Source organism: Actinomyces sp. SKVG-SVH-4(1), assembly GCF_048514265.1.
Lineage (GTDB): Bacteria > Actinomycetota > Actinomycetes > Actinomycetales > Actinomycetaceae > Actinomyces > Actinomyces oris.
The window spans coordinates 20,083-33,002 of record NZ_JBGEVE010000009.1; the positions used below are offsets into that span (position 1 = coordinate 20,083).

Annotated in this window: 9 protein-coding genes; 3 read left to right on the forward strand and 6 right to left on the reverse strand. The window is 70.1% G+C overall.

Going from position 1 to position 12,920, the window contains the following annotated elements; all coding sequences use genetic code 11:
- Positions 1–4 precede the first annotated feature (4 nt).
- Entirely contained in the window at positions 5–1,051 is a 1,047-nt protein-coding gene (locus AB7V09_RS08615; protein WP_419143509.1) for a hypothetical protein, read from the forward strand.
- A gap of 56 nt (positions 1,052–1,107) precedes the next feature.
- On the opposite strand, the gene AB7V09_RS08620 is transcribed toward AB7V09_RS08615, so the two are convergent.
- The 6 genes from AB7V09_RS08620 to AB7V09_RS08645 form a co-directional block, all read right to left on the reverse strand.
- Positions 1,108–2,364 carry a sensor histidine kinase gene (locus tag AB7V09_RS08620; protein WP_419143510.1) on the reverse strand — a complete coding sequence of 419 codons (1,257 nt, stop codon included), beginning with the start codon at positions 2,362–2,364 and terminating at the stop codon, positions 1,108–1,110.
- A complete protein-coding gene (locus AB7V09_RS08625) occupies positions 2,361–3,089 on the reverse strand; it encodes a response regulator transcription factor (protein ID WP_070511338.1) in 729 nt (242 codons plus the stop codon). Before AB7V09_RS08625 ends, AB7V09_RS08620 begins: the two co-directional genes overlap by 4 nt.
- Positions 3,090–3,096: 7 nt before the next feature.
- Positions 3,097–3,714, reverse strand: a complete 618-nt coding sequence (locus tag AB7V09_RS08630) for a DUF3060 domain-containing protein (protein ID WP_419143511.1) — start codon at positions 3,712–3,714, stop codon at positions 3,097–3,099.
- Positions 3,715–4,155: 441 nt separating this feature from the next.
- The gene (topA, locus tag AB7V09_RS08635) at positions 4,156–7,080 is read right to left on the reverse strand and encodes a type I DNA topoisomerase (protein ID WP_419143512.1); all 2,925 of its coding nucleotides are present in this window, start codon (positions 7,078–7,080) and stop codon (positions 4,156–4,158) included.
- Positions 7,081–7,303: 223 nt separating this feature from the next.
- Positions 7,304–8,638, reverse strand: a complete 1,335-nt coding sequence (locus AB7V09_RS08640) for a diguanylate cyclase (protein WP_070511332.1) — start codon at positions 8,636–8,638, stop codon at positions 7,304–7,306.
- Positions 8,639–8,807: 169 nt separating this feature from the next.
- Positions 8,808–10,160 (reverse strand): PAS domain S-box protein, encoded by a 1,353-nt coding sequence (locus AB7V09_RS08645; protein WP_009405879.1) that lies wholly within the window; start codon positions 10,158–10,160, stop codon positions 8,808–8,810.
- Between the two features lie 302 nt (positions 10,161–10,462).
- On the opposite strand from AB7V09_RS08645, the gene AB7V09_RS08650 reads away from it, so the two are divergent.
- Together AB7V09_RS08650 and AB7V09_RS08655 are read left to right on the forward strand one after the other, a co-directional pair.
- The gene (locus tag AB7V09_RS08650) at positions 10,463–11,209 is read left to right on the forward strand and encodes a response regulator transcription factor (protein ID WP_419143513.1); all 747 of its coding nucleotides are present in this window, start codon (positions 10,463–10,465) and stop codon (positions 11,207–11,209) included.
- A 10-nt stretch (positions 11,210–11,219) separates the two neighbouring features.
- Positions 11,220–12,911, forward strand: a complete 1,692-nt coding sequence (locus AB7V09_RS08655; RefSeq protein ID WP_419143514.1) for a sensor histidine kinase — start codon at positions 11,220–11,222, stop codon at positions 12,909–12,911.
- Positions 12,912–12,920: the final 9 nt, after the last annotated feature.

The window sequence follows — 12,920 nt, forward strand, 5'->3', positions numbered from 1 at the left end:
AATCATGAAAAAATCGCGCACCAGAAAAAACCACCCCGCCTTCCTTGTCGCCGCGTTCCTCACTGTCGCCATGTCGACCGGACCTCTCGCGCAGGCAGCAAACTCTGGGGACGCAAACCCCCAGGTGGACGCCTCGTCGACGCAAAGTGCGGGCGGCGGGGAGATCTCGGTGAGCATCACCGAGCAGTACACGACAGCCTCATCCGGAGGCGGCGGAGGCGAAACGGTCTCGTCGTCGACATCCATAAGCGTCAAGCCCTCCTGCTACTACGAGAAGCAAGAAGATCAATCGCAGGTAGGCAGAGACGCCTTCGACATCCAGGACAGCGGCAAACTCAATCAGCCAGATGAGGTCGAAAGGATGTATTCCGGTTACAAGCAATGGATGAAAGATAGGCAACCGGGAACCTGGTGGCACGTAGAATGCAACAGGGACGCCTTCGAGGACCTGAGCGCCATGCAAGCCGCCCGCAGCCGCATGACCCCCAATGGGGCACCCTACCTGTGGGTCCCGGACAGCGAGAATGGCGGGAAGCCACCGGCCCCCTATATCTCCGGGCGCGCACTCTCGACCGCGGCGTGGAAAGCGGTGAAGATTCCGCAACCGACCATTGAGACCAACCCGAAGGTCGGCTCCCAGGGCGCGACCCTGGTGGGGATGGACACCTGGGTGTGGGCCACGGGCAACACCCCGCGCTCGGTGACCGTCACCGCCTCCGCAGGGACCACGTCGGCGACGGTCACGGCAGCCTCGGCCGGCCTCCAGCTCTCCGCCCCCGATGGGAAGCCCTCATGTCAGGGCTTCGGGATCGCCTGGCACTCAGGAATGCCCGAGGGCTCGAGCCCCTGCACCATCTCCTTCAACCGCAGCTCGGCGCACCTGGGCGGCACGACCCCGCTGACGGTGTCCGTGGCCTACTCAGCCACCTACACCGCCACCGACGGCTCCAGCGGCGACCTGCCCGCGGTCACCGCCACCAACACCATCAACCTACCTGTCGCCGAAGTCCAGACCCTCACTACCAACAGCAAGAACCCCCGCCAGAACTGAGCCGCCGAGGGACGGACGCTTCGTTGTCATGGCGTCTGCCCCTCGGCCGGTTGGGCTCAGGAAGCGACCGGCGGCCCCGCCACGGGCAGGCTCAGCCACACCCGGGTCCCCACGCCCTCGCGGGAGGCCATGCGCACGCTGCCGCCGTGGCGGCGCACGATCGTGGACACCAGCGCCAGCCCCAGCCCCGAGCCCGGTAGGCCCCGGGCGTTGCCGGCCCGGGCCAGCTCGCTCCAGACGGCCGGCAGGTCGGCCTGCGGCACCCCGATCCCGGTGTCGGCCACTTCGATGGTGACGGTTCCGGACTCCTCCCGACCGCGCACCTCCACGGTCCCGCCGGGCGAGGTGTACTTCGAGGCGTTGGAGATGACGTTGTAGACGGCCGAGTACAGCAGGTCGCCGTCGCCGCGCACATGCGACAGCGGCCACGGAACCTGCGGCAGGTCCAGGCGGATTCTGGGCCCGCCACCACGCGCCGCCCCCTCCTCGCCGACCGCCTGGGCGGCGTCGTGGACGGTCTCAGCGATATCGACGTCCTCCAGTGAGAGCGCGGCCGTTTCCAAGTCGGCCAGCTTGCGCAGATCCGTCACCAAGCGCCCCATGCGGCGGGCCTGAGCGTCGACGACGTCGACCCGGGCCTGCAGCTCGTGAGGCGGGGCCTGCGGCAGGTCGGCGACGGCGGCCCGCACCGCCGTCAGCGGGTTCTTCAGCTCGTGGTCCAGCCGGCGCAGGAACTGCTGGTGACGGGACCACGCCTCCTCCTGGGCCTGGCTTCGCCCCCGCTGCACCGCCAGGCGCAGCCTGCGGCGGATCACGGTCACAGCCAGGGCGAGCAGCAGCAGCACGATCCCGATCTCCGCCACCACCAGCGGCACTGCCGTCGAGATGACCACCGGAGCCAGCCCGAAGGTCGCATAGGAGGCCGCCGCCGCGACGGCCACGACCGCCACCGCCAGCACCCATCCGATCCAGCCGGCCCGCCGGGGCTTCTCCGTAGGGGGGTCCAGAGGTGCAGGGGCGGCTTCGGCGGCGGCCCCGGCCAAGGCCTCGACACTCTGGGGCTCAGCCGTCGGCCGCCGCGGGTCGGCCTGCAGCGGATGGAGGTCGGCCGACTGCGGACGGTTCCCCAGGTCACCCGCCAGCGGGGGGCTGGCCGGCGGCGCGGCCGGCGCCCCGGGCCGGGTGACCGGAACGGTGCGCGGCCCACCCATGTCCACTGCCGGCTCCATGTAGCGGGTACGGCCGTCCTGCGCGGGCGCCGGACGCGGCGGGACCGAGGGCGGAAGCTGCGGCGGGATCGATGAACCGCTCATGCCCGGACCTCGGCCCGGAAGCGGTAGCCGACGGAGGGGACTGTCTCGATGTAGGTGGGGTTGGCGGCATCGTCGCCCAGGGCCTGGCGGATCTCGCGGATGCGGTGGTCGACGGCGCGCGTGGAGGTGGCGAAGTCGATGCCCCACAGGGAGGCCAGCAGGGCGTCCCGGGTGTGGAGCTCACCGGGATGGCTCATGAGGTAGTCCAGGAGCATCGTGGCCTTGGGAGTGAGCGTCACCTCGCGCCCCGACAGGGTCACCCGCCGCGAGGTCCGCTCCAGGAGCAGCTCACCGGCCACGAGCCGGGAGGCGGAGGTCAGCGGCTGGGCCACGCCGCGGGTGCGGCGCAGCACCGCGCGGATCCGGGAGGCGAGCTCGGCGGGGTCGAAGGGCTTGGACAGGTAGTCGTCGGCACCGTCGTCGAGGGCTGAGACCCGCTCGTAGGAGGCATCCACCTGGGTCAGCAGGATGATGGGGGTCCAGGCCCCACCGGCCCTGACCCGCCGCACCAGCTCGCGGCCGTCCATCCTGGGCATGAGGACGTCGGAGACGATGATGTCCACCTGGTAGGAGGCCAGGATATCCATGGCTTCCGCCCCGTCCGAGGCGAGCAGGACCCGGTACCCGCCGCGCTCCAGGTAAGGGCCCAGGGAGCGGCGGATGGGGGCCTCGTCGTCGACGAGCAGGACAGTGGCGGACGGAGCCGGTGCGGCGGACTGGGTCACGACAGGCTCACTGGGAGAGCTTCCCGGTGGTGTTGTTGGCGCCGCCGTCCTGGACCGCCGGGTCGTCGCCCAGCCAGTGGACGGTGACGTTCGAGCCCTGAATGTTGAGGTGGTCGATGTCGCGGGCGTAGACGGTGACGTTGGAGCCCTGAACAGTGAGGGTGTCGACGTCCTCCGCGGCGATCTTGACGTCGGAGCCCTGGACCGTCAGCGTGTTGAGGTCACCCACCAGGTTGAGAGTGCTGCCGGCACCCTGAACGACATAGTCACCGGAGACCTCGGTGCGCTGACCGGTGCTCTGGATGTCCTTCCAGGTGGGGTCCGTGATGGGGGCGTCGTCGCCGTCCTTGTCGTCATCCTTGTCGCCGTCCTTGTTGCCGGGGGCGGCCGTGGCCTGGGCCGAGCCACCGGAGGAGGACTGGGAGTCGGCAGTGGCGGCCCCCTTGGCATCGGTCTTGGACGAGCCCTTGGAGTCGGCGCCCTGAGTGTCCTTCTGCTCGGACTGGGCGGCGGGCGAGCCGGAGTCCCCGGAGCCGGAGCCGTTGACGGACAAGGAGCAGGCGCCCAGGCTCAGGGACAGGGCCAGGGCGGCGGTACCGGCGAGAACGATCTTGGGCAGACGCATGATGAGGTCCTCTCAGGAATCATGTGGGGAGTTGTACAAGGAATACAATACCGGCCGATTGTCCCCTCCTCGTCGCAGTGCTGTCGCAGAACTGCGACACCGGCCGCGATGATGCTCACGGGTCACTGGGCTTGCGCGGACGGGGACAACCGACGCCGTCGGGGACTCTTTCTCGCGCACGGGGGCATTCGACGCCGTCGGGGACAGGAAGCCGGTCCCCGGACGCGCGGACTGTCCCCGACCGGAGGGGAACGCACCCGTCCGCGTGGAATGTCCCCGGCCAGGGCTCACGACGACGGCCAGCAGCAGTGACCTGCGGCGGCAACCGGCGGCAGTGGCCGGCGACGGCAGCAGCAGTGCCAGAGGCCGCACCTACGCCGCAGGCCCGCACCAACGCTGCACGTCCGCGCCAAGGCCGCAGGCCCGCACCGCCGAGCCCCCTCAGCCCTCCTTCGAGGCCGCCGCCTTGCTCGTGGCCGTCTTGGCAGTGGCCGTCTTGGCAGTGGCGGTCTTCTTCGTGGTGGTCTTCTTCGTCGTCGTGGCCTTCTTGGCGGTGGTCTTGCGGGTGGTGCGCTTCTTGGCCGGGCCCTTGGCGCGCTTGTCCGCCAGCAGTTCGAAGGCCCTCTCGGCGCTGATGGTGGCCGGGTCCTCGCTGCGGGGCACGGTGACGTTGGTCTGCCCGTCAGTGATGTAGGGGCCGAAGCGACCGTCCTTGATGACCACCGGCTTCTCAGTGGCCGGGTCCTGCCCCAGCTCGCGCAGCGGTCCGCGGGCGGCCGCCTGTCCTCGACGCCGCTTGGGCTGGGCGAAGATCTCCAGGGCCTGCTCCAGGGTGACGGTGAAGATCTGCTCCTCGGTCTCCAGGGAGCGCGAGTCCGTACCCTTCTTGAGGTAGGGGCCGTAGCGGCCGTTCTGGGCGGTGATGTCCTCCCCCGACTCCGGGTCCTGGCCGACGACGCGCGGCAGGCTCAGCAGGTCCAGGGCCTGCTCCAGGGTCACGGTGGACAGGTCCATGGAACGCAGGAGGCTGGCGGTGCGGGGCTTGGGCTTGGCCGCCTTGGTGGTCTTCTTCGTCTTCGTCGATTTTGCCGTCTTCGCAGTCTTGGTCGCCTCCACCTCGGCCGTCTCCTCCGGCTCGGGCAGGACTTCGGTGACGTAGGGACCGTAGCGGCCATCCTTGGCGATGATGACGTGCCCACTGACCGGGTCGACGCCGAGCTCGCGGCCGTCGTCGGCGGCGCGGGTGAAGAGCTCGCGGGCCTTGTCCACAGTCAGCTCGTCGGGGGCGAGGTCGGCCGGGACGTTGGCGCGCTTGCCCTCGGCATCCTCCAGGTAGGGGCCGTAGCGCCCCACCCGCAGGGTGATGCCCTCACCAATCTCAATGGAGTTGACGGCGCGGGCGTCGATCTCGCCGAGGTTGTCCACCAGGCCCTTGAGCCCCTGGGCGCGCAGCGCGGCGGCCACGGCCTCGAGCTCGCCTGAGGCCGCCTGGGCGGCCTGCTCGGCACCGGCGCCTCCCTGCCCGTTGTAGAAGCGCCGCAGCCAGGCGACCCGGTCCTCCTCGCCGGCGGCGATCCGGTCCAGGTCGCGCTCCATGGAGGCGGTGAAGTCGTAGTCGACGAGCTCGGCGAAGTTCTCCTCCAGCAGCCGGGTGACGGCGAAGGCGAGCCAGGTGGGCACCAGGGCCTGGCCGCGGTGGTCGACGTAGCCGCGGTCGGAGATGGTGGACATCGTGGCCGCGTACGTCGAGGGGCGGCCGATCTCGCGCTCCTCAAGGGCCTTGACCAGGGAGGCCTCGGTGTAGCGCGGCGGCGGCGTGGTCTCGTGGCCGGAGGCCTCGGCGTCCAGGGCGGCCAGCTCCTGGCCGGAGATCATCGCGGGCAGGCGCACGTCCTTGGAGTCCTTGGCGGCGGCGCCGGCGTCGTCCTGGTAGCGCTCGGCGTCGCGCCCCTCCTCGTAGGCGGCCAGGAAGCCGCGGAAGGTGATGACGGTGCCCGACGCCGTCAGGCCGGCCGTGGAGAAGGTGGGGCCGGAGTCGCGCGACTCGCCGGCCACCGGCGTCAGCGGCACCTCGACGGTCACCGTGGCGGTCGAGCCGACGGCATCGGCCATCTGGGAGGCCACGGTCCGCTTCCAGATGAGCTCGTAGAGGCGGAACTGTGCTCCGGTGAGCTCACCGGAGACCTGGGCCGGGGTGCGGAAGTGGTCGCCGGCGGGGCGGATCGCCTCGTGGGCCTCCTGGGCGCCCTTGGACTTGGAGGCGTAGACGCGGGGGCGCTCGGGCACGTACTCGGCCCCGTAGAGCTCGGCCACCTGCGAGCGGGCCGCGGCCACGGCCTGGCCGGACAGGACCGTGGAGTCCGTGCGCATGTAGGTGATGAAGCCGTTCTCGTAGAGGCCCTGCGCCACGCGCATGGTCTCGCGCGGGTTCATGCGCAGCTTGCGGGAGGCCTCCTGCTGGAGGGTGGAGGTGGTGAAGGGGGCGGCCGGACGGCGCTTGTAGGGCTTGTCCTCCACTCCGACCACCCGCGGCTCTCCCCGGCCGATCGCCTCGGCCACGGCGGTGGCCCCCACCTGGTGGAGGTGGACGGCGGAGGCCTTGAGCGCGGCGGGGCGCAGCTGGCCGTCGTCGTTGAAGTCGCGGCCGGTGGCCACGCGCCGCCCGTCGAGGGTGACGAGCCGGGCGGTGAAGGAGGCCTCCTGGCGGGCGGTGACGTCCACGGCGGACAGGACGGTGGAGAAGGTGGCCTCCACCCCCCAGTAGGAGGCGGAGCGGAAGGCCATGCGCTCGCGCTCGCGCTCGACGACGAGGCGGGTGGCCACTGACTGCACGCGCCCGGCGGACAGGCCGGCGCGGACCTTGCGCCACAGGACCGGGCTGACCTCGTAGCCCACGAGGCGGTCCAGGATGCGGCGGGTCTCCTGGGCGTCGACGAGGTGGATGTCGAGCTCACGGGTGTTGTCCAGGGCCCGGGTGACGGCCTCGGGGGTGATCTCGGTGAAGACCATGCGGCGCACCGGCACCTTGGGCTTGAGGACCTGCTGGAGGTGCCAGGCGATGGCCTCGCCCTCGCGGTCGTCGTCGGTGGCCAGGTAGAGCTCGTCGGCCTCCTTGAGGGCCTTCTTGAGCTGGGCGACCGTCTTCTTCTTGTCGGGGTTGACGACGTAGTAGGGGGTGAAGTCGTCCTCGACGTCGACCGCGAACTTCCCGTAGGGGCCCTTCTTCATGGTGGCGGGCAGCTCGGAGGGCTGCGGCAGGTCGCGGATGTGCCCCACGGAGGCCTCGACGTCGAACTCCGGACCCAGGTAGCCGGCGATGGAGCGCACCTTGTTGGGGGACTCCACGATGACGAGCTTGGTGGACACGTAAAGCCTTCCTCACGGGTGGTGCGCGGCTGGCCGCGGCTAGTGGGTCTGCGGGCGGTTGTCGCCGGGCCCCGGAGATCACCGCGGGATCGTGAGGATCCGGGCGATCCGGGGCCCCGGCGAAGGGGGACGGTGGGGAGTCGGCGCGTGCCGGCTCCCAGCCGACTGTAACGCACCACCCACCTTTTCCAACCAGGCAGTGTCCGGAAGAACGACTTTCGTCTCAGATGAGCTCGGCCAGGGCGCTGCGCACGGCCGCCAGGCGCTGAGCGGCGATGCGCTCGTCGTAGGGCAGGTGCAGTCCGCGGCACTCGGCGGCCAGCTCGGCCAGGGAGCGGACCTCGGGGAAGCCGCGGGAGGTGAGCTGGGCGACCTCGTCGATGATCGGCGAGCCCGAGGAGCCGGCCCCGCCGCCACGCAGGTCCACCCACTGCCCCAGGCGCCGGGCCGCGCGGTCCAGGCTGGAGGTCACGGTGCGCAGGGCATCGTTGAGCTGGGCGACCTGGGTGCTCACGGCCTGCAGCACGGGCCCCAGGCCGCGGAAGCCGGACTCCAGCGCCTCGCACAGGTCCGTCAGGGAGTGCACGGCGTCCACCTCAGTGCCATCGAGGATGGACTGGGCGAAGCGCCCCACCATGAGGGTGAGCAGGCGCATGAGGGCCACGGAGAAGCGCAGCTCGGTGACCGACTGGTGCAGGACCTTGAGCCGCGAGGGCAGAGCGTTGAGCTCGGCACCCGCGACGCCGGTGAGCTCGGCGATGCGCTCGCTGAGCATGAGCACCTTGGTCTGGGCGCTGTCGCCGACGTCGTGGGAGACCAGCTGGCCGATGCGCCCCACCCGCGCCTCCACCGCCCGGGCCGAGTCGTGGGTGGCCTCCATGGTGGTGATGAGCCGCAGGTACTCATCGAGCTCGAAGACCAGGGCATCGGTGTCCTTCTCCATGGCGGCCACCGCGTTGAGGATCCGGGCCACGGCACCCAGGCCCTCGGGGGCGGCCGACGGGACGCGCACCCCGGCGGTGACCAGGGCGGCCACCTCACGCGGCAGGGTCGCCAAGGTCATGTCGTGCAGGGAGGGGAAGCCCAGGGCCGCCAGCTCCGCGGCCAGCTCACGGCCACCGAACTCACCGAGCTGGTGGCGTGAGGCGCCCCGGGCCTGAAGGTCGCGCTCCTTGGCGCGCACCCGGCGGTAGGCCTCCTCGACCCGGTCCCTGGTGGCCCCGTCCATCGGCTTGATCCGCACCGACAGGTAGCCCTGGCGCAGCGGCACGATGGTGGCGAAGACCCGATAGTCCAGGCCGTCCACGGCACGGTTGGTGATGTAGCCGCAGGCCGGGCGCCGGGTCTGCAGATCGTCCCAGATGAGGCGGAACAGACCCGCCGGCATGTCCAGGTGACGAATGATGTTGTGCGGAGCCCCGATGAGACGCTCACGCGAGTAACGCGACAGCGTATCGAACGTCCGGTTCGTGTTCTGGATGACGCCTTTGAGATCCGTGGTGGAAAAGAAGATGTCCTGCGGATCGAACAAACGCTCGTAACCGACCTGCGACTCCATGGTGCTTTCCTTCAGGGTGAATAATTCGCGGGAGCACCTCGCCAGAGGACTATTCCTTCAGCTCCTCACACAGTGCCGGGAAGAAGGTAACGAAACGTGTGTGCCCGCGGAAGACAATTTATGACATTGTCACCAATAAGGTGGGACCTATATTGTAGATTATCGACAATTACTCCCCCAGGTGGCTCAGAGTCTCACGAACCGTCGCCACCCGCTGACGGATGACGGGTTCGTCCAAGGTCACAACAACACCGCGGGCCTTGGCGGCCAGCTCGGCCAACGAGGCCGTCTCCGGGAAGCCCTGCTCACCCACGGCGACGGCCTCACTCAGGGCCGCCTCGGCGTCGACGCCCTCGACGAGCGCCTGGGCCCCCTCGTCCTGAAGAGCGCGGATCCAGCGCTGGAAGGGCCGCTTGACGCGGTCGAGGTTACTGACCACGGAGCGAAGATCGCCCTCCAGGCGCTCGGCCAGATTCGCCGCCTCCTGGCAGGAGGGCACGAGCTCCTCCAGGTCGGAGAGCATCGCCTCGGCGAGGTCGCCGATGGCGTCGCCGGACTCCCCCTCCTGGCCGTCCAGGACGGCGGCGGCGAAGATGCCCGCCATGAGGGTGTGCAGACGCATCATCGAGCTGCGGAAGCGCACCTCGGAGGCCGCCTCGTAGAGCGCCACGAGGGAGGAGTTGAGCTGGCGCAGTACCTCAACGGCCTGAGCCCCACGCTCCTTGACTCGCTCGGAGACGGTGGGCACGGAGGACTCGGCGTCGGGACTGGTCACCTCCCCCATGAGGGAGCCCACGCGGTCGGCCCGGTCAATGACCGAGCGCACCCCTCCGGCCCAGGAGCCCAGGCCGTTGATGAGCTCCTGGTACTCGCCGAGCTGATAGATGAGCTCGTCGGTGTCCCGCTCGATGGCGGCGACGGCCTGCAGGACGGCGGACATGGGGTTGTCCGACTCGGCGCGCGGCGGCACCCGCACGCCCTCGACGACCAGCAGGGCCAGCTCGCGCGGCAGGGCGGCCCGGGCGAAGTTGTGCAGGTCGTGGTACTGAAGCTTCGCCAGCTCCTCGGTCAGCAGCGCCGCCCCGTGCTCGGCGACCTCCCGGCGCCCGTGGCCCTCCTCGGCGTAGGCGCGCTCGGCGGCGCGCACGCGGGCGTAGATCTCCTTGACGGGCGTGAACATGGCGTGGTTGGTCGGGCGCACGCGCACGGACAGGTAGCCGTCGGCCAGCGGAGCGATCGTGGCGAAGACCCAGTAGTCCCGTCCATCCTGGGCCCGGTTGAGCACGTAGACGCAGGAGGAGCGTCCCTGCTCGAGCTCGTCCCACATGAGCTTGAAGGCACCGGCGGGCATGTCGTCGTGCCGGATGATGTTGTGCGGAGAGCCGACGAGCTCCTCGGGGCTGTAACGGGACAGCGAATCAAAGACCCGGTTGGTCCTGCGAATGACACCCTTGGTATCCGTCGTTGAGAAGAACAGGTCCTCGGCACCGAAGCGGCGCTCGTTGCCATCGACGTATTCCATGTCTCTCCTGCTGTTGCTGTCTGAGGGATGTATGAGGGAAATGAGGTCGACGCCGGTTCACCGACGGCGACACACGTGATGAGGGACGGCGGAGATACACTTGGCCGCTCTCTCGGGGGATTCGCTACGAAGTAACGTTCCGGTGCACGCGAATGTGGAGATCAACAACCAAGACGCATACCCGCTTAAGCATGTCACAGCGTTCGAGCCGCCGCGTCTCCGTTCGGTCTCAGATCGGTAACACAGTCGAGACACAGGTTGCGCTGTGGTCGAGCACAGCGCCTTCCTGTTGAATAGATGACGTGACTAACGCCCCCACCGAGAACCTCACCCGTGCCGACGGCTCCCCCTTGCGCGTCCTGGTCGTCGACGACGAGCAGATGCTCGCCGACCTGCTCGCCTCCGCCCTGCGTTACGAGGGATGGGAGGTCACCACCGCCGGGACCGGGATCGCAGCTGTGCGCTCCGCCCAGGAGATCGACCCCGACGTCATCGTCCTGGACATCATGCTGCCCGACTTCGACGGCCTGGAGGTCATGCGCCGGGTGCGCGGCCACCGCCCGAACGTGCCGGTCCTGTTCCTGACGGCCAAGGACGCCGTCGAGGACCGCGTGGCCGGGCTGACCGCAGGCGGCGACGACTACGTCACCAAGCCCTTCTCCCTGGAGGAGGTCGTGGCCCGACTGCGCGCCCTGCTGCGCCGCTCCGGGGCCAGCGAGGAGAAACCGGCCTCCATCCTGGAGGTCGGGGACCTGCGCATGGACGAGGACTCCCACGAGGTCTGGCGCGGCGAGGACGAGATCCAGCTGACCGCCACCGAGTTCGAGCTGCTGCGCTACCTCATGCGCAACCCCCGCCGGGTCCTGTCCAAGCCGCAGATCCTGGACCGGGTGTGGAACTACGACTTCGGCGGGCAGGCCAATATCGTCGAGCTCTACATCTCCTACCTGCGCCGCAAGATCGACAAGGGCCGCGAGCCCATGATCCACACGATGCGCGGCGTCGGATACGTCCTCAAGCCGGCCGCCGGCCCCGATGAACGCGGCTGAGCGCCCGCAGATGTCCCAGCAGCCGGCACCGACCGGGCGGCGGATGAGCCTGCGCTCATGGCGGCCCGGCTCACTGCTCACGCCTCCCCGCAGTCTGCGCACCCGGCTGGTGGTCGGGGTGCTCGGGCTGGTCCTGGTCATGGCGGCGGTCATGAGCGCCTTCTCCACCGTCAGCCTGCGCCACACGCTCATGGCACGCACGGACAGCCAGCTGATGGCGGCCGCCCAGCGCGCCGCCGACAAGCGCCACGACCTGACCCAGGAGGCCAGGAAGGCCTCCGATGAGGCGGCCCAGGAGGACACGAAGAACCAGGGAGACCAGCCCGACGGGACGGGCGGGGCCGGCGGAGGCCCCGATAAGCCCGGGGTCCCTCCCGGCCTGGATGCCGCCGGACAGTCGACCGGCACGCTGACGCTCATTACTCCGCAGACGTCATCCTCCGACGGTGAGACCAGTGAGACAGCCGCCTACATCGACAAGAACGGCCACTACGCGTCCATCTCCAAGGAGGACTGCCGGCTGCTGCTGTCCCAGGCCACGGAGGACCACCCCGTCACCGTGGACCTGCACCACCTGGGCAGCTACCGGGTGGTGGCCACCCGCGATGAGGCCTCGGGCAGCACGGTCATCACCGGGCTCTCCCTGGAGGGGGACAAGGGGCTCATCCGCACCCAGCTGCTCATCGAGCTGGCGGTGGCCCTGGTGGGCGCCCTCGTGGTGGCCCTGGCCGGGCGGACCATGGTGCGCTCCTCGCTGGCACCCCTGGAGCGGGTGGCCCGCACCGCGCACCGCGTGGCCTCCCAGCCGCTGGAGCGCGGCGAGGTGAGCATCGAGGACCGCGTGGAGAAGGCGGACCTGGACTCCTCGGCCGAGGTCGGGCAGGTCGGCGGCGCCCTCAACACGCTGCTGGGGCACGTGGAGTCCGCTCTGGCCGCGCGCCAGCGCTCAGAGACGCAGGTGCGCCAGTTCGTGGCCGACGCCTCCCACGAGCTGCGCACGCCGCTGGCCTCGATCCGCGGCTACACCGAGCTCATCCGCCGCGAGGGGGCCGACGCCGACCTGCCGGAGGAGGCCACCTACGCCCTGGAGCGCGTGCACTCCGAGTCGGTGCGGATGACGGCGCTCGTCGAGGACCTGCTACTGCTGGCCCGCCTGGACGCCGGGCGCGAGCTGCGCCGCGAGGAGGTGGACCTGGTCGGCCTCCTGGTGGACACGGTGGCCGACGCCCGCGCGGCCGGCCCCGACCACGACTGGCAGCTGGACCTGGCCGTCCTGGAGCCTCCGGCCGACGCCACGCCGGAGGAGGCCGAGGACTTCCTGCCCGAGCCTCCGCTGGTCATCGGTGACGAGGCCCGTCTGCGTCAGGTCGTCGTCAACCTCCTGGCCAACGCCCGGGTGCACACGCCGGCCGGTAGCCACGTGACCACGACGCTGGCCCGCGAGGGGGACACGCTCATCGTGCGCATCCACGACGATGGCCCGGGGATCGCCCCCGACGTGCGCGACCGCCTCTTCGAGCGCTTCGCCCGGGGGGACTCCTCACGTGAGCGGCGCACCGGCTCCACGGGCCTGGGCATGTCGATCGCTCTGGCCATCGTCCAGTCCCATGGCGGGAGCATCGACGTCGACTCCTCCACCGCGCCCGAGGACCACGGGACCACCTTCAGCGTCAGGCTCCCGGCCGCCGCCGTCGAGGAGTAAGGCCGCGCG